We start from the raw sequence: 22,033 nt of genomic DNA, 5'->3' as shown, positions 1-22,033 counted from the left end.
CCTGCCTCATGTTAGATAAGCATCTGGGTACTGCTGTAGAGGATCACCAGCACGGCATAGCGCGCTCCCTTGCCCAGCCCGACCAGCAGCAGAAACAGCCATAGCCTGACCCGCATCACGCCGGCGATAAAGGTCAGGGCATCGCCGCCCACCGGCAGCCAGCTCAACAGCAGGGTCCAGAAGCCGTAGCGCTGGAACCAGCGCTGGCTGCGCTCGATCTGGGCGGCACTGAAATAGAACCAGCGCCGATCCCTGAAGTGCAACAGGTAGCGCCCCAGCCCCCAGTTGACCACCCCGCCCAGGGTATTCCCCAGGGTCGCCACCAGCACCAGCAGATAGGGGTCGCCCCCCTGTTGCAGTTGCACCAGCAGGACCACTTCGGAGTAAAAGGGCAACAGGGTGGCGGCCAGGAAGGCACTGCCAAAGAGTACCAGCAGCTCAATCACGATCGGCGTTCTCCACCAGCCAGCGGAACAGTGCCCGTTGGGCGGGCAGGTAGGCCAGATACTCGGGATGCCACTGCACCCCGAGCAGGGGACGGCCATCCTCGGCCTCCACCGCCTGCACGAAATCATCGCGGTCCCGGGCGACCACCCGTAACCCCTCCCCCAGGTCCCGAATCGCCTGGTGGTGCAGGCTGTTGACCCGCAGTCTCTGCCTCTCGACCAGCTCCTGCAGCCGACTCCCGCTGGCCAGTTCAACTCGCTTGGTGGGCATCAGCCCCGGGCGGTTATGGGTGCGTCGTCGCAGCTCCCGTATATCCCCGTAGAGGTTCCCCCCCAGCACCACGTTGAGCAGCTGGGCGCCGCGACAGATACCCAGAATCGGCAGGTTGTGGCTCAGCCCCCGCTGAATCCAGGCAATCTCCAGCTCGTCCCGCGCCGGATCGGCTCGCACTTGCCGATTGAGGTCACCACCGTAGTGCTCCGGGGCAATATCACTGCCTCCGCCGATCACCAGTCCATCGAGCTCTTCGATATGAACATTGTGTTTAACGCTGATCCGCAGCGGCCGCGCGCCCACCCACAGCAGTACCAGCCAGCTGCACCACCAGCCCGGCGCCCAGCGTCGGGCGTTGCCCGTTACACCAATTCGTGGTCGTCTAGCCATTGCTTGAGATAATCCACCCACTCCGTTCGGTTGACCCCCAGCAGGGGCCGTGATCGCGCCAGGAATTCACGCCCCAGCTCCTCCAGCCAGTCCGGCCGCTCCGCCACCGCCTCCAGCACACACCAGATATTCCAGGGGTCGCTCAGGTACCAGTCCGACTGCTCAATCTGGCAGTTGGCCAGCCGGTAATGGAAGGTGGGCCGCGCTTTAATCTTGGGATCGTCCACCCTCGACCGAACCCGCTCCTCGTCGATCTCGGCCAACAGGGGCAACATATCCAGGGCACGGTTACGGCTTGGGTTGTGCTGAAGATAAAGCTCCATCAAGGACTCCATCGTACCGGGGGGCTCCAGCAGCAGGGGGCGGACAAAGGACTCGCTAAAGAGGTCGATATAGGGGCTCACCTTGCGGGTCAAGTCCACCTGGTGGGCTTCGCTGAGCCACCACTGCAAAAGTGCGAAGGCGCTCAGGTAGGCACTCAGGGTGCTGGCTTCAAGATCCGGGGACTCCGGATTAATGTGCAGGCCATAGGCGGCCAGCATCGATTCACCGGTGCCGGTGGCGCCACCGGCCCGCAGGGCATCCACCAGTCCATCGAGCTGCTCCAGGTGACCAATCTCAACCGGCGGACAGACCACCTCCACCGGTACCAGCAGGGCGGCCACATCGGCAACGGTTCCCAGCCACTCCTCCTGCCCGTGGTTTTGCGCCGCCTGCTGTTTGAGAAAGTTCCAGTCCAGTTCTACCCGAAAGCGTCCCAGATCGGTATCAATGACCCGCTCCGCCACGGTCGAGTCCACAATGCGGCCCCCCGGGAGTGCTTCCACCGCCGCACTGGCCTGCTCCAGCGAGACGCCGGAAAACTCCAGCTCAAAGCCAACCCGCCGCTCAGCCCCCGATGCACGCTCGCGGCGCGGCGGTAATCGGTATCGGGAAGCGGTTTCATTCGTCACAGCAACAGTACTCCCGCGCTCATGGGTGAGCGCTCAGGTTAATTCATGGGTGGGTAGCCCCCAGTATAGACGCCCCGCGCTGCAGCCCTGAACGGATACCCTCTTATAGTCTCCTATAGTTAGGGGGTCATTATCAAAACAGGGGAACCCCGCATGAAGTCTTACCGTACGGAACAGGATGCCCTGGGCGAGGTCCGTATACCCCAACAGGCACTCTACGGCCCCCAGACCCAGCGAGCACTGGAAAACTTCCCCCTCAGCGGCACCCCCATGCCCTGCCACTTCATCCATGCCCTGGCCCAGATCAAGTCCTCCGCGGCCCGGGCCAACCAGCAACTGGGGTTACTGGCGGAGGAGAGGTGCCAGGCCATCGTGCAGGCCGCAGAGGCGATCAGCGCCGGCCGGCATGACGACCAGTTCCCGATTGACCTGTTCCAGACCGGCTCCGGGACCAGCACCAACATGAATATGAACGAGGTGATCGTCCATCTGGCAAAGCAGCAGTCGGGGCTGCTACTGCACCCCAACGATGAGGTGAACCTGGGTCAATCCTCCAACGACCTGATCCCTACTGCGATCCACCTGGCAACGCTGCAGCGTAACCCCTCGCTGTTGCAGGCAATCAGCCATCTGCAAGAGACCATCTCCGCCAAGGGGGAGGAGTTTGCCGACCTGGTGAAGTGCGGGCGAACCCACCTGATGGATGCGGTGCCGATTCGGCTGGAGCAGGAGTTCAGTGGCTGGTCAGCCCAGCTGGAAGACGCCCGGGAGCGCATCCAGCACTCGGCCTCGGAGCTCTCCCCCGTCGCACTGGGGGGCACCGCCGTCGGCACCGGGCTCAACACTCACCCCCGCTTTGCCAGCCTCTGCCTGCAGCAGCTGGCCGAACTTAGCGGCGTAATGTTGACCGAGGCCCCCAACCACTTTGCCGCCCAGGCCAGTGTCGACCGGTGCGCCGCTTACAGCGCAGACCTCCGGGGACTGGCGCAGGTTTTGATCAAACTCTGCAACGACCTGCGACTGATGAACTCCGGGCCCGTTTGCGGCTTCAATGAGATCACCCTGCCGGCCCTGCAACCGGGCTCCAGCATCATGCCGGGCAAGGTCAACCCGGTGATTTGCGAGGCGATCATCATGCTGTCGACCCAGGTGATCGGCCTGGACACGGCCGTCGGTCTCAGTGCCCAGTCGGGACAGTTCCAGCTCAATACCATGCTGCCACTGGTGGCCTACAACCTCGACCAGAGCCAGCTGTTGCTGCACAACGCCTGCCGGGTACTGGCCGACAAGGCGATTGCGGGCATCGCCGTCAACCGCCAGCAGATAGCGCAGAGCCTGTCCCGCAACCCGGTGATCGCCACCGCTCTGGTACCGCGCCTCGGCTACGATCTCTGTGCCCGCATCATTCACCGGGCGATGGAGCAGCAGCGACCGATCCTCGCGGTCGCCCAGGAGATGAGCGACCTTTCGGAGCAGGAGCTCCGCCAGCTGCTGGACCCCGAGCCACTGACCCGACCCGGCACCGAGTGAGCAACCTATTGAAAGATCACAGCCAGGGAGGGCTAGCGGGCGTAAGCGGTAGCCGCCCGTGCGTTGGAGGCGCGGCCGAACCCAAACGCCAGGTTAGCGATCAGGATCAACATGCCCACCGTCAGTGAGCCCACCCCGAGGTAGATCCAGACGCTGGTCATCAAGGCTTCATGCGCCCCGTCACGTCCCATGGAGGGTGAGAGCAGGAACATAGTAAACCAGGCCAGTGCATAGAGGCCGCCGAGGCTGATCAGTACCGCCGTTACCTTTTTCAGGGACGCCGCCAGCGACGACAGCGCCACCACCAGGATCAGCCCCAGGGAGAAGGCGGCGATGCCCAGGGCGTGGAAATGGGCGCGCTGGGCATAACGCCAGATTTTGCCGGCGCTGTTGCCATCGTGTAGCTGGGGAGCGGCCGCTATCCCTTGGGCGATGTAGTCCTTGAAGGCATCCTCATTCACCCCAAAGCCAATCCCCAGGCCAATGCCAAACAGCATGATCAACAGGCAGATCAGGACACCCGGCCGTACCGCGTCAATATTTGTTTTCATCCTATTTCCCTCTCAATAAGCAAGACATCATCGTCTGTGGGAGGGAATGCTAGACGTCCCACCTTAAGGTGGACTTAAAGGGGAACACAAAGGGGGTCTACAACAGGGGGCCGGGGCTAACGCCGTACCGAGCTGGCGTCGAGTCCGAAGCTGAGGCGCAGGCGCGAGCGGATGCGGTGGGAGAGGGCATCGATAGTGATATTCAGCAGCGCGGTGATGGCAATCAGCACCATGGCGCGGTCAAGGCGGATATCCTGGATCGCACTGTCGATGTAAAACCCCAGGGTGGTGATCCCCAGAATACCGAGGATCGCGGTCTCCCTCTGGATGATCTCCCAACGGTAAAAGAGGAAGGCCAGAAACTGGTTATAGACCCCCGGCACCGCCTCGTAGGCGTAGCGGTTAAGGCCAGCTATGCTATCGGCCCTGAGCCTGAGCGAGTCGCTGTAGCGTCCCACCAGGTGAGCGATGATGGCGCCGTTGTGCAGCGCCAGCGCCACCACCGCCGGCAGCATCGAGGGTCCCCACAGGGCCAGCAGGATAAAAGCGAGGATATATTCCGGCGTCGAGCGCACCACCACCAGGAACAGGTGGCCCAGGGTTCGCCCCACGCGGTCAAAAAACAGTTTCGAAACCAGCGGAAACCAGAGCAGCGTGATCACCCCGGTCAACACCAGTGCCATCTGGGTGAGCAGCAGGGTGTTGAGGATACCGGGCAGCGCATCGCTGACCCAGAGGTCGCTAAACCAGTGCCACAGTCCCATGACACCCTCGCCGTTGCGCAGCGGCAGCGGCACGATGTCCTGGGTAAAAAAACGGCTCACATTGCCCAGGGAGATGCTGCTGTCGTTGGCGATAATAAAGGGGGCCGCCAGCCAGTAGAGGGGCAGCAGCTTCGGCCTCGCCCAGTAGCGCAGGGTTGCGATCACCAGATAGAAGAGGATCAGCAGCGCCCACACCTCGGCGTAGTTCCCCTCCAGAAAGGCGGTGCTCAGGTAGTACCCCAGGGTGGGCAGGCCGACAAACCCCAGCACCGCGCTGGAGCGCAACCCGCACTCCAGCCGGTAGCTGGTGTAACTGACGAAGTGCTGCCACAAATCCGGTAGGCGCGCGTAGAAGAAGGCCGACAGGGGTCCCGAGCGCTGCCGCACCGCCTCAAAGGCGCGCCGATCCCCCTCCTCCAGGATCTCGGCGTAGACCTTGGCGAAGGTGGCGGCGTAGGGAATCCCCAGCGCCAGCAGGCCCGTGAGGGGGTGCAGGCCGAAGATCTGCAGGAAGATCAGTGCCCAGAACAGCTCGTGAACCGCCCGCAGCGAAGCGCACATCACCCGCACCCAGCGCCAGTGGAACAGCTGCGCCAGCACAAACCCCGCTGCGGCCCCCCCCGACACCCCCAGCATCGCAAACGCCAGGGTTTGCAGCAGCGCCTCAAGGGGCTTTTCGATACCCGCCAGCGAGGGGTTCAGCAACCCGCCGAAGAGGCGGCCCAGCTCCCCCCAGGGATCGTAGGTGGTGATGCTGAGGTCGGCGAAAGGGAGACAGCCAACGGCGATGGCGACAAACCACCAGCTCAGCTTCCAGCGCGCCGAGCGCCGATAGGGGGCGTTACTCACCGTAGATCTCGAGCAGATCGTCACGCTTGAGCGAGGCGGTGGGGGCATCGAGGGTGATGCGCCCGCCGTCGAGGCCGATAATGCGATCGCAGTAGGCCAGCGCCAGGTCGATATCGTGCATCGCCAGCACCAGGGTATCGAAATGGTCCCGCAGTACCGCCATCACCAGTTTGGACTGCTGCTCGTCCAGTGAGGAGACCGGCTCGTCGGCAAACAGGATACGCCCGCCCTGCATCATCGCGCGGGCGATAGCGGCACGCTGCTGCTGGCCGCCGGAGAGCTGGGCCACGGGTTCAAACAGCTTGTCCCCCAACTGCAGCTGCTCCAGGACCGCCTTCACCTCGGCCACCGGTTGCGCCAGGGGCTTCACCAGGTTGAGCAGGTTGTACCAGAGCGGGCGTCGCCCGAGCTGGCCCATGTAGACGTTGTGGTAGAGCGACAGGCTGCTGACCAGACCGTAATCCTGGGGCACCAGGGCGATATCGGCGGGGCGCTGGCCGTACAGCAGCTTCAGCAGGGTGGACTTGCCCGCCCCGCTGCGGCCGATCAATGCCACCTTCTGCCCCGCCGGGATCTGCAGGCTGATATCACTGAGGGCAACCCTGTCCTGGTAGGAGGCGCTTGCCGATTCGAGAGTCAACATAAGACAGGGTGACCGGGGGATCAGTCGATCAGGCCGATCTTCTTGGCGGTATCGAGGATCGGCTGGTAGTCGCCGTTGCCCGCCTCGATAAAGCCGCTGCGGGGGAAGGCATTAAGCAGTTCCGGATCCTTCATATCCAACAGCGCCTGTTTGACCCGCGCCTTGAAGCCTTCGCCCCAGACCACGTCCACATCACCGCGGATGGTCCACTGGTAGTCGGGGTAGGAGGGGGTTTTCCAGATCACGGAGACCTTGGAGGTATCGATCTTGCCAGCCGCCAGCTCCTCTTCCCACACCTTGTAGTTGGTGGCGCCCACCTGGTAGGCCCCGGTCTGCACCAGGGCGATGGTGCGCGAATGGTTGCCGCTGAAGCCAACGGAGGAGAACAGCGCCTCGGGGGCCTTGCCGAAGGCCTCGCGCAGGTAGAATTCGGGCATCAGGCGACCGGAGGTGGAACCCTTGGAGCCGAAGGTAAAGGTTTTATCGGCCAGCTCGGCGGGCAGCTGGTCGGCGGGCTTGAGGCCGCTGCTGCTGTGGGCAATAAAGTAGGAGACAAACTCGGTGTCCTCCACCCCCTGGGCGATCGCTTCGGAGCCCGGCACCAGCAGGCGCGCGCGCACCCCGGAGAGGCCACCAAACCAGGCCAGCTGCACCTGGTCGTTGCGAAACGCGGTGATCGCCGCGGCGTAGGAGTTGACCGGTACGTACTTGACCGGTACCCCCAGGGCGTTGGTCAGGTAGTCCGCCACCTTGCTGAAGCGCTGCACCAGCTGCGCCTGGTCCTGGTCGGGAATGGCCGAGAACACCAGGGTTTTGGGTGCGCTCTGGACCGGGCCCGCGAAGCCCAGCAGCGACAGCGAGAACAGCAGCACCGCCAATACACGCCCTTTACCGTTTTTCATGCTCTCTTCCTCATGGTGGTTATCAAGTGCTTACGCCCCAGCGTCCAACTGCCCCAGCAAGCGTTGCCAGGCGCGGGCTTCACCGGCCTGGGTAAAACGCCCGCGGATGGCCTGGCCGGCGCGCTGCAGCGAGCGGTAAAAAGTGGGGTCGGATTCTACCCTCAGCAGCAGTGTAGACAAAGCCTTCTCGTCCCCCACCGGGTAATAACCGGGATATGACTCCCCCAGCAGCCCCTTCGAGCCTTCGATATCCGAGGCAATCACCGGCACCCCGGCCACCACCGCCTCCGAGATCACGTTGGCGCCCCCCTCCATGCGCGAGGGCAGCAGCAGCAAGTGGGTGCGCTGATAGACCCTGCGCACCTGGTAGTGGGGGCACTCACCATGCCAGTGGTAGCGCGGGTTGATGGCCATCTCCGCTCGCGCCTGGTCCGCCCACTCCGGACTGTGGGCCTTGCCGTACTGGTGGATCTGGATATGGCTACTGGCCGGCAGCAGGCGCGCGGCCAGCGCCGGTCGCAGGGGGTCCTTCTCCTCGCGCAGGTGCCCCATCACCGCCACGTGAAAATAGCGAGTGTAGGGCTGGCGCCGGCTGACCGGCTCGGCCGACTGGTAGATCACCTGCAGCTTGTGGCGGACATCCGCCGGCAAGGCCTCGGCGATGCGGTCGTGCAACCCCACCAGCCGGTCGGCCAGCGCCAGGCTGCGCAGGGTGACTTCGGGATCGCTGTGGATAAAGCGATAGGCATCGGTACCGGTAATCGCAACCACCAGGGGCCGGTCGGGATAACGCGCCCGAAACGCCACCACCGAGTCGGCGCTGCGCCAGGCGTGCAGGGCGATCATCAGCTCGGCCGCCTGCCCCTCATAGCGGGTGGCCACCTCTACCCGGTGGCCCAGGGACCGCAATAGATGGGCCCAGCGGGCCGCTGTTGTGCGGTTGCCCGCCCTGGAGCGCAGCGGGGCGGGGGTGATCAGGATAATGCGCATGGGTCCAGGATTCTGTTCACGGCCGGTGAGTAGCTGAGTATGGATCAAAATGTTGCGACCGACCTACCCGGCCGCTCCCGTTTCCTGCCACGCGCCGGTCCCGGGTTAGGCTACGCTCTTATAGGTTAGCGCCGAGGATCATCCATGAGTTCACTCACGTCCGCCACCATCGCACTGCTCATCCAGCAGGCTCACCAGCGTACCCTGCAACTGATTGCCGGGCTCAACTCCGAACAGATGATGGGCCCCCGCCTGCCGATTGTGAATCCCCTGCGTTGGGAGATCGGCCACGCCGCCTATTTCTACGAATACTGGCTATTGCGCCACCACCTCGGGCAGCCGCCGCTGCGCGCCGATGCCGACCAACTCTACGACTCGATCCGCATCGCCCATGACCAGCGCTGGGATCTGCCGTTACCCTCGCTGCCCGACACCTTGCACTACCTCGAGCAGGTGCAGGAACGGGTGCTGGCCTGCCTGACGGAGGAGGAGGACCCCAGGCGGGACTACCTGGCCCAATACGCCCTCTTCCACCAGGCGATGCACAACGAAGCCTACACCTACAGCCGCCAGACCCTCGCGTACCCCACGCCCGACCTGGGCCCCGCCCCCCTGTTCGAGCCTGGTACAGCCGCGACGGGCGATGCACTGATCCCCGGCGGCCTCTTTATGCTGGGGGCCAGCCCCAGGGACGGATTCGTGTTCGACAACGAAAAATGGGCCCACCCGGTCGAGGTCGCCCCCTTCGCCATCGCCCGCACCGCGGTCAGCAACGGCGATTACCTCGCCTTTGTGGAGGCGGGCGGCTACCGGCAGCGCCGTTACTGGTCGAATGAAGGGTGGGACTGGCGAAAGCGCACGGGTCTCGAACACCCGCTCTACTGGCGGCAACAGGGCGGCGACTGGCAACAGCGCCATTTTGACCGCTGGCAGCCACTGCTGCCGGACCATGGCCTGATCCACGTCTGCTGGTACGAGGCTCAGGCTTACTGCCGCTGGGCCGAACGGCGCCTGCCTAGCGAGGTAGAGTGGGAGATGGCCGCCGCCGCTGAGCCCGGCCCCGGGGGTCTGGGGCTTTCTCCCCATAAGCGCCGCTTCCCCTGGGGAGACTCTGCACCCGCCCCTGGGCAGGCCAACCTCGGCGGTACGGCGCTGGGAACGGTGGATGTGAATGCCTGCCCGGGCGGCGACAGCGCCTTCGGCTGCCGCCAGATGATTGGCAACACGTGGGAGTGGACCGCCGATCGGTTTGGCCCCTATCCCGGCTTTACTCCGGATATGTATGCCGATTACTCACAGCCTCTGTTTGGCCACACCCGGGTACTGCGCGGTGGAGGCTGGGCAACCCACGCTCCCATGATCCGCAACAGCTGGCGCACCTACTACGGACCGGAGCGCAACGATGTATTTGCCGGTTTCCGCACCTGCGCCCTGTAGACACGAGACCATTTCATATGAGCAGCATTCATTTTCACGACCTCCACTCCCAGATCGATCGCTTTGCCGAGGATGTAATCGCCGGGCTCAGCCAGCGCCCCGCCACCCTGGCCCCCAAATATTTTTACGACGAGCGCGGTTCCGCCCTGTTTGAGGCCATCACCGAGCTGCCGGAGTACTACCCCACCCGCACCGAGATCGGCATTCTCCGCGACAATGCCGCTGACATCGCTCGCGAAGTGGGGAGCACCAGCCTGCTGGTGGAGCCGGGCGGTGGCAGCCTTGCAAAGGTACGCATCCTGCTTGAGGGGTTGCGACCCCTGGCCTATGTGCCTATGGACATCTCCCGCGACCACCTGCGCCTGTCGGCCGCCGCGCTGGCCGAGGACTTCCCCTGGCTGGAGATCCACGCCACCTGCACCGACTACAGCCGGCTCATGCAATTACCGGCGAGCACCCCCACAGGCACCACCCTCGCCTTCTTCCCCGGTTCCAGCATCGGCAACTTTGACCCGCCGGAGGCGGTCCGTTTCCTACGAGCGATCGCCGAGCTGGTAGGGCCCGGGGGCTACCTGCTGATCGGGGTCGACCTCAAAAAGGAGTCCGCCATTCTGGAGGCGGCCTACGACGATGCCGCCGGGGTCACCGCAGCGTTCAACCTCAACCTGCTGACCCGTATCAACCGCGAGCTGGAGGCGAATTTCAATCTACCGCAGTGGCGGCACCGGGCGTTTTATAACCCCGGGCCGGGCCGCATCGAGATGCACCTGCTGAGCCTCAGGCCACAGCAGGTGGTGGTCGAGGGGCACCCCTTCCACTTTAAGGAGGGGGAGACGATCCATACCGAAAACTCCTATAAGTACAGTGGCGAGGAGTTTGCTACTCTGGCCGGCAAGGCGGGATTTCATGGCCAGGCGCTCTGGAGTGACCCCGCGAAGCTGTTCAGCGTCCACCTGCTCCGGGTAGCCAGCACCTCCGCCGACGCGCCCCCCGGACAGGTTACGAGGAGTTACCCCCCATCATGATGAGCCCCCAAACCCCGGTAGTGAAAGATCTGGTGCTGGTTGGTGGCGGACACGCCCACGTACAGGTGCTCAAGCGGCTGGGGATGAAGCCGGTGGCAGGGTTGCGCATCACCCTGGTCACACGGGATATCCACACCCCCTACTCCGGCATGCTACCCGGTTATGTGGCGGGCCATTACGACTACGACGACTGTCACATCGACCTGGGTCCCCTGGCCCGCTTCGCCGGTGCCCGTCTCTACCACGCACCGGTGGAGGGGCTCGACCTGGCCAACCAGCGGGTGCTGGCTGCCAACCGTCCCCCCATCAGCTACGACCTGCTCTCCATCAACACCGGCTCGCGCCCTCACAGCCTCGATATCCCCGGGGTAGAGCAGTTTGCCCTGGCGGCCAAGCCGATCGACCGTTTCCTGAGCCGCTGGCAACAGTTGGTGGAACGGGTGGCGGCCAGCCAGGGGGCGTTTCGGGTACTGGTGGTGGGCGGTGGCGCCGGTGGCGTAGAGCTGGCCCTGAGCATCCAGTACCGCCTGCAACAGCGACTGCGCGAGGCCGGAGACGATCCCGACCGCCTGCGGTTCGAACTGGTCACTCACAGCGATGGCATCATGCCGACCCATAACCCGGGAGTCCGACAGCGCCTGCAAAGGATCTTCGCCGAGCGCCGCATCGCCCTTATTCCCCAGCGTCGGGTGGTGGCGGTGGAAGCGGAGCGGGTATGGCTCGACGACGGTAGCCAGCGCCCCGCCGATGCGGTGATATGGGTCACCACCGCATCCGCCCCGGACTGGCTGGCCGAGGCCGGCCTGACGGTCGACACCCGCGGGTTTGTGCGGGTCAATGAGCAGCTGCAGTCGATCTCCCATCCGGCGGTCTTCGCCGCCGGAGATATCGCCGCGCTGCCCGACCCACGTCCCAAGTCGGGGGTCTTCGCGGTACGTGAGGGACCCATACTGGCTCATAACCTGTGCGCAGCCCTGCGTGGCAAGCCATTACGGGCCTACCGCCCGCAGAAACATTTCCTCGGCCTGATCAGTACCGGCAACCCCTACGCCATCGCCTCCCAGGGCCCCCTCTCGCTGGAGTCGGCTGCGCTATGGACCCTCAAGGACTGGATCGACCGCCGCTTTATGCGCCGTTTCAACCAGCTACCGACCATGGCCAGCGAAGCGACCCCGAGCCTGGCCTCCGGCCTGGCCGACCGGCAGGCGATCAAGGAGCTATCGAGCCTGGCAATGCGCTGCGGCGGCTGTGGCGCCAAGGTGGGGGCTACGGTCCTCGAGCGGGTGATGCAGCGCCTGCCGGACGAACAGCGTGCCGATGTACTGATCGGCCGCAGCGGTGCCGATGATTGCGCCCTGCTGGCAGTGCCCGAGGGTAAGCTGATGGTTCAGAGCGTCGATTACTTTCGCGCCTTTATCGACGATCCCTATACCTTTGGGGCCATCGCCGCCAACCACGCCCTGGGTGACCTTTTTGCCATGGGGGCCGAGCCGCAGTCGGTGCTCGCTATCGCCACGGTGCCTTACGGCCGCGAGCGGGTAGTGGAGGAGACCCTCTACGAACTGCTGGCGGGGGCGCTGGAGACCCTCAAGCCCACCGGAGCGGTATTGGCCGGAGGGCACTCCAGCGAAGGGGCCGAGCTGGCTTTCGGGCTGACGGTCAACGGCCTGGTGGATCCCCAGCGGGTCTGGCGCAAGAGCGGCCTGCAGCCCGGCGATGCCCTGATTCTCACCAAGCCGATCGGCACCGGCACCCTGTTCGCCGCCGACATGCGCGGTCAAGCCAAGGGACGCTGGGTGGACGCCGCCCTGCAGTCGATGCGGCTCTCCAACCAGCAGGCCGCCGAGTGCCTGCAGCGCTTCGGTGCCACCGCCTGCACTGACCTGACCGGCTTCGGCCTTGCCGGCCACTTGCTGGAGATGACCCGCGCCTCGGGAGTCGACGCCGCGCTGGAACTGGATGCCCTGCCCCTGCTCGAGGGTGCCCTCGATACGGTGGCGGCTGGTATCCTCTCCTCGCTGCAGCCCCAAAACCTGCGCCTGAGACGTGCCCTGCAGGCGAACGACGCCCAGCGCCACCAGCACGCCTTTGCGTTGCTGTTCGACCCCCAGACCGCCGGGGGCCTGCTGGCGGGCGTCCCGCAGGCGCAGGCCAGCGCCTGCCTCGACGCCTTGCAGCGGGCGGGTTATCCCCAGGCGGCGATAATCGGCCGGATTGAGCCCGCCTCGGCCCACAGCGCCCCGATTCATCTCCTCTGAACCCTGCCGATGAGACTGACCGCCCGGGGCAGGATTCCGGCCCCAACTGTGACCAACCGCCCGCTTCGCCTTGCCACCCCGCCGCTGCAGGCCATAGACATTTGGCGGGTGGGATTTTATCCTCAATAAGGCTTGCCGCCGTTATGGCGTGAAGCCCGGCCCTGACAGGCAGTCCGGGGCCCACAACCGACAAACAACAATAAAATGGTTAACAGGAGTGGCAGCTTGAGCGACACGGGCACCCTTTACGTAAAAACCCCCAAGGGCATTGAAGCCGTTGGTCAACGCAACCAGGGATTGCCCGCTCGGGCACGGCAGATGCTGCTGTTGGTCGATGGTAAACGCGACCTGGAAGCACTCACCGCCATGCTCCCCGGAGACCGCATGAAAGAGGCCCTCGACCAGCTGCTGGCCGATGGCTACATCACCCCCCTCAAGAGCGATCCCCCCAAAGCCGGCCTTGGTTTTTCCCTCCGGCGGGCGGTACCCGACGAAGGCCCCAAGCCCAAGGACGACAACGAGCGCATTGAGCTGGCCCGTAACTTTATGGTCAACACCACCCGCACCTTTATCGGTTACACCGGTGAACCCCTGATCCAGAAGGTGGAAGCCTGCCAGACCATCAGTGAGTTGCAGTCGCTGTTTGATGACTGGCGGGAGACGGTCAAGGCCAACCCCGAAGGGTCCCAGCGCATGTCCGAACTGGAACCCCGGCTGGCCGCACTGATCTCCTGAGGTATAATGGCTGGCCTTCGGCTTGATAAGCTGCCGTATAAACGTTGGAGAACACCTCTTGAAACCATTTGCAGGCGTAAAAGTTATCGATCTTTCAACCGTGATTGCGGCGGCCAGCGCTGCCCGGATTCTGGCGGACCAGGGAGCCGAAGTCATTAAGGTTGAATCGCTCGGAGGGGATCTGCACCGTGTGCAGGGCCCTATATTAGGTGTACCCGCCACCCATGACGAAAACCCGGTATTCGACCTGGAAAATGCCAACAAGAAGTTTATCGCACTCGACCTGAAACGGCCGGAGGGGCAACGGATCATCCGTACGTTGCTGAAAGATGCCAACGTTCTCATAACCAATTATCGGGAAGATGCCCTTAAGCGATTGGGGCTCACCTATGAGGATTTGTCCAGCGAGTTTCCTGGCCTGGTCTATGGCCACATCAACGCGTACGGTGAAAAAGGAAAGGAAGCCCAAAAGCCGGGTTATGACATTATCGCCTATTTCGGCAGGACCGGGATGGGGCTCGATACCGGCACATCCGAAAGTTATCCCCTGGTCAATCTGGGCGGCATGGGTGATCACCCCACGGGTATAGCGCTGGCTCAGGGTGTCTCTGCGGCACTCTACCGTCAGCTTAAGAGCGGGCAGGGAGACAAGGTATCGGTCTCTCTATATCACACCGGTATCTGGACCTCAGCCACCATGCAAGCGGCTGTTCAGGTCGGCCATCGTTACCCACAGCCCTACAAGCAACCGGTCTTGTTGCCGGTGATGGGCCACCCCTACAAAACCCTCGACGGTGAGTGGGTCATCTTCATGCTGTTTGACTTCGATCGCTATTGGAAGCCCCTCTGCGAGTCACTGGACAGGCAGGACCTGATTGAAGACTCACGTTTCAACTCCAGGGTGAGCAACAAGCAGAACCAGAGCGCCATGGTGGAAATTCTTGCCCCCCTGATCGCATCCAGGCCGCTGAAGGATTGGGCCGAAAAGTGGCACCAGGCGGATATTCCTTTTGAGCACCTGCGCCACATGGACGACGTCGCGCATGATGAGCAGGCACTGGTTAATGACTTCCTGCGCCCGATCACCTATCCCTCAGGCAACACGTTCTACCTTCCCACCCCACCGATTCAATTTCGTAAAGAGGGAAAGCCCGACTACACACCCTCGGCGGCAGTTGGCGCCCATACCCGGGAGCAGCTAATCAAACATGGCTACACAGAAGAGGAAGTGGTGGCTTTGGAAAACAGCAAGGTGATCCATTCCGCGGAATAAGCACTGGGGCTAATAGGCGGTACCCCCGCGTTCAGCTATCGGTTGGCGTTCCCGGCCGTTTTCGTTTTCTGGCCGCTCATGCGGCCAGGCACCCGCCTCGCGCCATATCGATTGCCCATCGGGCTGTATTGGCAGAAGAAAAACTGCGACTCAGCGTCCCTTAGCGCTTCTCATAAAGCTCGATGGCGGACTTCAACTGGTCGTACTCCTCACAACCGAAAAAGCAGACCCTATCGAGCCGACTGAGCCGCTCCCGCGCCTTGTCCAGCTGGTCGGTCTGCAGGTAGAGCTCGCCCAGGTACTCGTTGGCCCCACGGTGGTCGGGGTCGATCCTGAGTGCCACCTGGAAGGCCTCCAACGCCTCCTCGAAACGGAACAGTTTGCGCTGGCTGAAGCCGATGTAGTTCCAGGCATCGGCATTATCCGGCTCGGCGTCTACCACCCGATCAAATAGCCGTATCGCCTTCTCGTAATTGGCGAGCGTAATCGCCTCCACCCCCTGCTCATACTCAACCGACGGCCGTTGAACCGATGCACTGCCGGCCTCGCCCGCTATGACCGGGGTCACACCTCCCAACGCCAGCAGCAGCGACAGCGCACAACGAAGCAACATAGTGGAACCCTCCGCGAAGTGACAAGCACACTTGATGAGTATAGCCACCGTTCTGTACAGATTTTCTTGCGATTAACCGGTTATGGTTAGTACGAAGCTGGATAACAGACCCCACAAAACGGGCTTGTCAGCAGATCCGGTCATAAGCTCTCGGGGTCATAGCGGCAAACATGCTGAAAAACGCCCCCCTCTATTCGAGACACCCCCCAGCGTCAGGAATCGGGGTCGATGGCGGGCAAACGGGCAGCTACGCTTGCCAGGGGAGTTCTCTCTCCCCCCCTTGCGCTCTCTCAAAAGGACACGCCTATGAAACGCCTCGTCCCCCTCGTGGCCGCCGCCCTCAGCCTCCTTATCGGCAACGCCCAGGCCGGCCCTGAAAACGTCAAATCCCCCGGCGACTACCGGGCCAACTTCACCCACTACTACAGCGGTGACCGCACCGCCAACAACACGCAGATCATCCGCGTCTACGCCAACGATATTGCCCTTGAGGGGGCCAAAAAAGAGGGCAAGCTCCCCTATGGATCGGTACTGGTGGGCGAGCTCTATTCGGCCAAACTGGATGCCAGCGGCCAACCCCTGAAAAGCTCATTGGGGCGGCGCATCGCCAACACCCTCGAGGTGCTGGTGGTGATGGAGCGGGGCGCCGGCTTTGATGCCGACTATCCCGAGGCCCTTAAGGTGGGGGACTGGGAGTTTGCTGTCTTCAGCCCCGACGGCCAGCGCCTCGACAAGGACATAACCGCCTGCCGGGCCTGCCATAACCCGCTCTCCGACCAGGAGTTCCTCTTCTCCTACGACCACCTCAAATAGGTGCTGCGCCCTGGTGCCGGCCTCCTAGACGAGACTGGCGAACAGCATGCGCAGCGCCACCAGCAGCAGCAGGCCGCCGAAGCAGCGCTTGAGCAGGGGAGCGGAAATGCGGTGCGCCAGGGCTACCCCGAGGGGGGCGGTCAGTACGGTAAAGGCGGCGATGGTAAGGGTGGCGGGCAGGTAGATGTAGCCCAGCGACCCCTCCGGGGTGCCCTGTCCCCAACCCGCCACCACATAGCCCAAGGCCCCCACGCTGGCGAGCGGAAAGCCCAGCGCGCTGGAGGTGGCCGTGGCCCGCTGCATGGGGGTATTGAAGAGCACCATCAGGGGCACCATGACATTGCCCCCACCGATCCCCGCCAGCCCCGACACCAGCCCCGACAGCAACCCCAACAGGGAGGTCCCTGCCCGCCCCGGCATCTGCCGCGAGGGGTTGGGAATCCATTTACTGAGCATGATCAGCGCCACCAGCAGCAGGAAGATCGCTATCGCCACCTTCATCACCTGGGGCGGCAGCTGCTGGGCGACGAAACCACTGAGGAAACTGCCGCCGATCACCAGCAGCACCCAGCGCCGAAAAATCACCCAGTCGACCGCCCCGCGCTTGATCTGCGCGCGGGTTGCAGAGATCGAGGTAAAAATAATGGTGCCCAGGGAACTGGCCACCGCCGTGATCACAATCAGCTCCGGCGGAAACCCCTGCCAGCCGAGCAGAAAGATCAACGCGGGCACAATCACCACCCCTCCACCGATGCCCAGCATGCCCGCCAGCACACCACCGATCGCCCCCAGTACTGAATACGCGATAAAAACGTCCAAGTGCTTTTCCTTATTATCCGAGCCTGTCCCGCCGCTTATGCCACAAGGCTCAGTCGACGTCCAGCCAGCGACCCTGCTGCAGGCGCGCGTCGAGCACCGCCAGCAGCTCGGTTTCGTCGATCGGGCGGGCGATGCCGAACCCCTGGCCCAGGGGGCATCCCTGCTGCCGCAGGAACTCCGCCTGCTGCGGGTTCTCGATGCCTTCGGCGACCACCTGCAGCTGCAGCTGCTTGGCCATCGACAGGATACTGCAGACCAGCAACGCATCTTTCTGGTTGCCGGGCACGTTGGCGACAAAGGAACGATCGATCTTGAGCACATCCACCGGTAACTGGCGCAGGTAGGCCAGCGACGAATAACCGGTGCCGAAGTCGTCGATGGCGATGGTCACCCCCATCCGCGCTAGCGCTGCCATCTGCGCCGCTACCGCCCCCATATCCTCCACCAGCAAGCTCTCGGTCAGCTCCAGCTCCAGTTGGCTGGGAGCGAGCCCCTGCCTGGCCAGCTGCTGCTGCACCAGAGCGGTAAGCCGCTTGTCGAGAAACAGCTCGGGGTTCATGTTGATCGCCAGCTTGAGTTTAAGCCCGGTGTGGCGGCAAAGGCTCGCCAGGATCTCAAGGCCGTGCTCGATGACCCAGAACCCCACCGGGATATTGTGCTCACTGTTTTCCAGGTCGATCAGGAAGGCGGCGGGAGCCAGCAGCCCCTGCTGGGGATGTCGCCAGCGGATCAGGGCTTCAAAGCCGGTCAGGTGGCCACTGGCCAGCGATACCTGGGGTTGCAGGTGGAGGCAGAACTGGCGCTGCTCCACCGCCTGGCGCAGCTCCTGCTCCATCGCTACCCGGGTTTCGACACTGCGGGTCATCTGCTTGTCGAAGATACAGAACATGTTCTTGCCCCGTGCCTTGGCTTCATGCATGGCGGTGTCCGCCTGCTTGATCAGCTCCTCCGCCCCGCCCTGGTGCTGGGGGCTGGCAAAGGTGACCCCGAGGCTGGCGGCGATCACAAAGGTTTGGTCGAGCAGCTGCAGGGGCTGGCGGATCTCCTCCATCAGCGAGTCGATAGTGGCCAGTACCCGCTCGCGGGATTGGGCCTGGGGCAGTATCACCACAAACACATCGCCACCAAAGCGCCCCACCATCTCACGCCCCTGCAGCCGATTGGCCAGCCGCTGCGAGAGCGCCACCAGCAGGTTATCGCCAATGGCGTGCCCCAGGGTGTTGTTGATGCGCCTGAAATCGTCCAGGTCGAGCAGCAGTACCGCCAGCAGCTGCTGGTCGGAATTCAGGGTTTGCAACGAACGACTGAGAAACTGCAGCAGCCAGTTCCGGTTCGGCAAGCCGGTGAGGGGATCGAACAGCGCCATCTTTTCCAGCTGCTCCGTGCGCTGCTGCACCTCCCGGGTCAGCGCCTCAAGTTGGTCCGCCAGCTGGACGCCGGCCGCCTCCAGCTGGTCGAGCTCGTCTGCCACGTAAGCGGGCTCATGGCGCAGCAGTGCGCGGGCTTCATCGAAGCGCTGGTAGGCCAGCAGCGGCAGTGCCCGGGCCTGGAGATTGAGGCGCCGGATGGGGGCGCTGTAGGCGAGGGTGCCAATCCCCTGCCCCACCAGCAGGATCGCCAGCGCCAGCAGCGAAACCTGCCACAGGTAGTGGTTAAGTGCCTCCTCCTGCTGGGTCACATCCTCGATAAAAAGCAGTTGTCCCGATTCCGGTTCGCTTCCCAACGGCTGTGACCAGAGCAGGTAATAGTGGTCGTTCACCGCAATCCGCCGGCTCCCCGCCACCAGTTCGCTCAACCCATAGCGGGCACTGGCTTCACGCAGTACCGGCTCCAGCAGCGGCCGGTTGGAGAGGGACTGGATGCGCACAGGCCAGTCACCAAATCGGCTGCCGGAATCGGTGATCAGCAGGGCGATGTCGACCCGGTGCACCTCCCGCAGGGAGATCACCGGCTGGATCAGCGAAGAGGCGATCACCAGAACCCGCTCCTCGCTTCCGCTCCAGTGGGCAGGCAACGCGGTGTAATGCAGGCATAGCTGCTTACAGCGGATCGCCTCCACTGGCGCCAGGTTGCGGAGTACGTCCGAGACCCCCTGCTGCCAGCGAAAGGGGTGAGGTGCTCCCCACTCAGCCAACACCGCACCCTGGGTATCGAACAGCCAGGCATGCTCATAATCGTTACGCAGCGCGTTGCTCTCCCAAAAGCCGCTGAAGGCCGCCGCCATGCTCACCGAGCCCCCCTCAAGCAGCAGGTCCCGCCCCTGGTCCAGGAAGGACTCCAGGGAGCGGATCACCATCTGGCTGTTAAGGCGCAGGACGCGCTCGATGTTGCTGCGCTGCTCCTCGACACGGGCCTGCTGGTCGCTACGCTGGTACTCATCAAACCAGACCAGGGTGAGTGCCGTCAGGCTGCCCAGCAGGGTCAGCAACAGCAGCGTGTAGAGCACCAGGGACTTCCAGCGCAGGCTCATAAACCGCATGGGGGCCCCGCTCAAAACCAGTAGGAGAGTTGCAGAGCGAACAGGCTCCAGTAGCGGGAGTCGTTCGTTTGCACATCGGAAAACAGCTGCGGCGCGATCCAGGCAGTGCCGTCGATGTAATGATACTCGCCCCGCAGCACCCACTGATCGCCGCCCTGCCAGCTGATACCCGCCGTCAGGTCCTTGGCGTAGGCGAAGTACTCGGGCTGGCCGGTGACCCGCTCGCGCTTGTGGCCATCGCGGTCCGAAGTATCCAGGTAGCGGGCGTCGTAGCGCATCATCAGGCGCAGCCCTGGGCTCAGGTCGTAGAGCGCCTGCAGGTAGTAGCCATCGCTGTTGACCCGCTCATTGAACAGCGGGCTGAACAGCCCCCTGAACTCGAAGCGGTCGTAGATGTACTCGAAGGTCCACTCCCAGCGCTCGCTTCGGTACTGCGCCGAGAGGATGCTCTCCCACACCCGTGATTTACCCGACAACGCCGTTGAGGGGTCACTGCTGTCATAGCGCAACTTGGAGTAGAGACTGCTGACCCCCAGCTTCCAACGCTCACTGGCTTCGGTGAAATAGAGGCTTCCCTGGGCCACATAGTCCTCTTCAAGATCGCCCCGCGCCCGGGGGCCGAGCACCCAGTTGAGGGTGTCGTTGTCGATGTCGGTGCTGCCGCCACTAAGTTGCCACTCGAAAGTGCCCGCCTCGCTGAAGTGGACGCCCAGCAGGCTGGCGCCGTCGGTATTGAGGGTAATGTCGCGGTAGATATCCCAATAGACCGACTGCGGCGGGATAATACCGGGCTGGGCCGAGGGCACATCGCGGGTGTCGCGGTAAAGGCCGTGGGCGTTTTTGTAGCGCCCCAGCATCAAATGGACCTCCCCCTCCAGGTAGTGGAGCAGGCTGTAGTCCAACAGCAGGTAGTCGAGGCGTCCCCCTTCGCGGTAACGGTTACCGCCATTGAGGTACATCCCCTGCCCCGCCAGACGCCACCGTTCCCCTAACTGGACGGAGCCATTGAGGGCGGCACTGGAAAGCTTACCGCTCCAGCCGGCATCGTCATCGATGTAGCCGTTATGGTCGGTGTAGACCAGCCCCTGGGAGACAAAGCCGTGCACCACCAGCTCCTCCGCCAGCACCGTGCCGGATCGCCCACCCATCGCAGCCATCCCGGCCACCAGGGTGCTAGCGAACGCGAATGATCTTGATCTGCGTGTCCACATAATCCTTTCTCGCAAAACCGATGGCGCCGGGAGTCGACGCCACCTTTTGGACCAGCTGCCGCTCATCCTCCACCTGCTGCGGCGGCGTACCGAAGCCGGAGTAGAGCAACCGTTGCCAGCTGCGTTCCAGCTGGTAACAGTAAAGCCGCATCTGTTCGGCACAAAACGCTTTTTGCAGGGGGTGGGAAGCCGGCAACACAAACAGGCTGATGCGCTCGCCCGTTGGCCACACACTCTGCTTGCTGGTAAAGATCGCTTTCAACTGTTGAAACGAAAGGTAGGACACCGGCACACCGGGATGGGCGATGATCTGGGTCTGCTCGGCATAGAGAGCGCCTGATCGCGTCAGCAGCATCAGCAGCAGGATCAGCGGCAGGCTACGCCAGATGGGGTGCATGGATGTCCTTAGTCTCTGTACGAGTAACCCGGTGAAAACGGTATCACCAGAAGCTATACCAAAGCGGATACCCCGGCTGAATTTGCGCCGCTATTTGTGACTCACGTACAAAAATAGATTCCCTGCCCCGGGAACTTCCACCCTGTCGGGTTACAGGTATTTCATCGACTTCTGGAACCAGAGCAGCAGCATGGGGTCGCCCTCCACCCGCACGGTCTGCTCCTGGATGGCGCGCATAAAGGCGTTCTTATCGCGGCCGCGGGCCATCGCCCAGAGGATGGAGAACCCCTCAGCGGGGGTGACAAAGCGGATCGTCATATCCGCCTCGGTAAGGCCGGCGGCACTGGCCAGGGCCTGGCTCTCGAAGCGCAGGTAACGACTGACCACCGGCTGGTCGCTGGTGAACTGGATGGTTTTCTGCACCCCGTCGAGGTACTCGCGCATCGCGGCGTTGCGCCGCACCGCTCTCCGGTAAGCCAGGGAAATGAGCCACAAAAGCAGTCGATATTTCATGAAAAACCTTAAATGCGCAGCGAAAAGAGGCTGATCCTATCACTGCCTGAACAGGGTTTAAAGCGCCGATGGAGAGGCTACACGTCCTCTGTCAGCCCGCCCCAGGGGTCACCGTTGCCCGCCTTTTACCATTGAGGCCAGGTTAGGCCTGAAGGCTTACCCCCCTCC

At 63.3% G+C, this 22,033-nt stretch carries 21 protein-coding genes; 7 read left to right on the top strand and 14 right to left on the bottom strand.

The window, feature by feature from the left end; translation table 11 throughout:
* Window positions 1-11: 11 nt before the first annotated feature.
* The 3 genes from D0544_RS13425 to D0544_RS13415 are packed head-to-tail and all read right to left on the bottom strand — an operon-like array spanning window position 12 to window position 2,063.
* Entirely contained in the window at window positions 12-446 is a 435-nt protein-coding gene (locus D0544_RS13425) for a YqaA family protein (protein WP_207905883.1), read from the bottom strand.
* Window positions 439-1,110 carry a gamma-glutamyl-gamma-aminobutyrate hydrolase family protein gene (locus tag D0544_RS13420; RefSeq protein WP_125016968.1) on the bottom strand — a complete coding sequence of 224 codons (672 nt, stop codon included), beginning with the start codon at window positions 1,108-1,110 and terminating at the stop codon, window positions 439-441. Before D0544_RS13420 ends, D0544_RS13425 begins: the two co-directional genes overlap by 8 nt.
* Window positions 1,083-2,063: an amidoligase family protein gene (locus D0544_RS13415; RefSeq protein WP_125016966.1), complete on the bottom strand. Its 981-nt coding sequence runs from the start codon at window positions 2,061-2,063 to the stop codon at window positions 1,083-1,085. Before D0544_RS13415 ends, D0544_RS13420 begins: the two co-directional genes overlap by 28 nt.
* Before the next feature lie 153 nt (window positions 2,064-2,216).
* Between D0544_RS13415 and D0544_RS13410 the strand changes: the two genes are divergently transcribed.
* Window positions 2,217-3,593 (top strand): class II fumarate hydratase, encoded by a 1,377-nt coding sequence (locus D0544_RS13410; protein WP_125016964.1) that lies wholly within the window; start codon window positions 2,217-2,219, stop codon window positions 3,591-3,593.
* A 32-nt stretch (window positions 3,594-3,625) separates the two neighbouring features.
* Here the strand turns inward: D0544_RS13410 and D0544_RS13405 are convergent, their stop codons facing one another.
* From D0544_RS13405 to senB, 5 genes are all read right to left on the bottom strand, one after another.
* Window positions 3,626-4,144 (bottom strand): hypothetical protein, encoded by a 519-nt coding sequence (locus D0544_RS13405; protein ID WP_125016962.1) that lies wholly within the window; start codon window positions 4,142-4,144, stop codon window positions 3,626-3,628.
* Between the two features lie 116 nt (window positions 4,145-4,260).
* Complete coding sequence (locus D0544_RS13400; RefSeq protein ID WP_125016960.1) at window positions 4,261-5,757, bottom strand: PhnE/PtxC family ABC transporter permease; 1,497 nt, start codon at window positions 5,755-5,757, stop codon at window positions 4,261-4,263.
* A complete protein-coding gene (locus D0544_RS13395) occupies window positions 5,750-6,400 on the bottom strand; it encodes a phosphonate ABC transporter ATP-binding protein (protein ID WP_125016957.1) in 651 nt (216 codons plus the stop codon). The genes D0544_RS13400 and D0544_RS13395 overlap by 8 nt, the downstream gene beginning before the upstream one ends.
* Before the next feature lie 20 nt (window positions 6,401-6,420).
* Window positions 6,421-7,302 carry a putative selenate ABC transporter substrate-binding protein gene (locus D0544_RS13390; RefSeq protein WP_125016956.1) on the bottom strand — a complete coding sequence of 294 codons (882 nt, stop codon included), beginning with the start codon at window positions 7,300-7,302 and terminating at the stop codon, window positions 6,421-6,423.
* A gap of 30 nt (window positions 7,303-7,332) precedes the next feature.
* A complete protein-coding gene (gene senB / locus D0544_RS13385) occupies window positions 7,333-8,292 on the bottom strand; it encodes a selenoneine biosynthesis selenosugar synthase SenB (protein WP_125016954.1) in 960 nt (319 codons plus the stop codon).
* Window positions 8,293-8,436: 144 nt separating this feature from the next.
* On the opposite strand from senB, the gene senA reads away from it, so the two are divergent.
* The 5 genes from senA (at window position 8,437) to D0544_RS13360 (ending at window position 15,020) form a co-directional block, all read left to right on the top strand.
* Window positions 8,437-9,729, top strand: a complete 1,293-nt coding sequence (gene senA, locus D0544_RS13380) for a selenoneine synthase SenA (RefSeq protein WP_125016952.1) — start codon at window positions 8,437-8,439, stop codon at window positions 9,727-9,729.
* Window positions 9,730-9,746: 17 nt separating this feature from the next.
* Window positions 9,747-10,754, top strand: coding sequence for an L-histidine N(alpha)-methyltransferase (gene egtD / locus D0544_RS13375; protein ID WP_125016950.1), 1,008 nt, complete (start codon window positions 9,747-9,749; stop codon window positions 10,752-10,754).
* Window positions 10,751-13,012, top strand: a complete 2,262-nt coding sequence (gene selD / locus D0544_RS13370; RefSeq protein WP_125016948.1) for a selenide, water dikinase SelD — start codon at window positions 10,751-10,753, stop codon at window positions 13,010-13,012. Before egtD ends, selD begins: the two co-directional genes overlap by 4 nt.
* Window positions 13,013-13,237: 225 nt before the next feature.
* Window positions 13,238-13,747 (top strand): hypothetical protein, encoded by a 510-nt coding sequence (locus D0544_RS13365; RefSeq protein ID WP_125016946.1) that lies wholly within the window; start codon window positions 13,238-13,240, stop codon window positions 13,745-13,747.
* A 58-nt stretch (window positions 13,748-13,805) separates the two neighbouring features.
* A complete protein-coding gene (locus D0544_RS13360) occupies window positions 13,806-15,020 on the top strand; it encodes a CaiB/BaiF CoA transferase family protein (protein WP_164880933.1) in 1,215 nt (404 codons plus the stop codon).
* A 160-nt stretch (window positions 15,021-15,180) separates the two neighbouring features.
* Here the strand turns inward: D0544_RS13360 and D0544_RS13355 are convergent, their stop codons facing one another.
* The gene (locus D0544_RS13355; protein WP_125016942.1) at window positions 15,181-15,633 is read right to left on the bottom strand and encodes a tetratricopeptide repeat protein; all 453 of its coding nucleotides are present in this window, start codon (window positions 15,631-15,633) and stop codon (window positions 15,181-15,183) included.
* 306 nt (window positions 15,634-15,939) lie between these two features.
* On the opposite strand from D0544_RS13355, the gene D0544_RS13350 reads away from it, so the two are divergent.
* The gene (locus D0544_RS13350; RefSeq protein WP_164880932.1) at window positions 15,940-16,446 is read left to right on the top strand and encodes a cytochrome P460 family protein; all 507 of its coding nucleotides are present in this window, start codon (window positions 15,940-15,942) and stop codon (window positions 16,444-16,446) included.
* A 24-nt stretch (window positions 16,447-16,470) separates the two neighbouring features.
* On the opposite strand, the gene D0544_RS13345 is transcribed toward D0544_RS13350, so the two are convergent.
* The 5 genes from D0544_RS13345 to D0544_RS13325 all read right to left on the bottom strand — a co-directional run bounded on the left by D0544_RS13345 (window position 16,471) and on the right by D0544_RS13325 (window position 21,865).
* Entirely contained in the window at window positions 16,471-17,265 is a 795-nt protein-coding gene (locus D0544_RS13345; RefSeq protein ID WP_207905881.1) for a sulfite exporter TauE/SafE family protein, read from the bottom strand.
* 49 nt (window positions 17,266-17,314) lie between these two features.
* Window positions 17,315-19,744, bottom strand: coding sequence for a putative bifunctional diguanylate cyclase/phosphodiesterase (locus D0544_RS13340; protein ID WP_125016938.1), 2,430 nt, complete (start codon window positions 19,742-19,744; stop codon window positions 17,315-17,317).
* Between the two features lie 11 nt (window positions 19,745-19,755).
* Complete coding sequence (locus D0544_RS13335; RefSeq protein ID WP_125016936.1) at window positions 19,756-20,892, bottom strand: TonB-dependent receptor; 1,137 nt, start codon at window positions 20,890-20,892, stop codon at window positions 19,756-19,758.
* Between the two features lie 25 nt (window positions 20,893-20,917).
* On the bottom strand, window positions 20,918-21,352 hold the full coding sequence (locus D0544_RS13330; RefSeq protein ID WP_125016934.1) for a type 2 periplasmic-binding domain-containing protein: 435 nt from the start codon (window positions 21,350-21,352) through the stop codon (window positions 20,918-20,920).
* 150 nt (window positions 21,353-21,502) lie between these two features.
* A complete protein-coding gene (locus D0544_RS13325) occupies window positions 21,503-21,865 on the bottom strand; it encodes a hypothetical protein (protein WP_125016933.1) in 363 nt (120 codons plus the stop codon).
* Window positions 21,866-22,033 lie beyond the last annotated feature (168 nt).

Origin of the sequence: Aestuariirhabdus litorea (assembly GCF_003864255.1) — a bacterium.
Lineage (GTDB): Bacteria > Pseudomonadota > Gammaproteobacteria > Pseudomonadales > Aestuariirhabdaceae > Aestuariirhabdus > Aestuariirhabdus litorea.
Note: the sequence above shows the minus strand (reverse complement) of the source record. Positions and strands in the feature narration are given on the sequence as shown.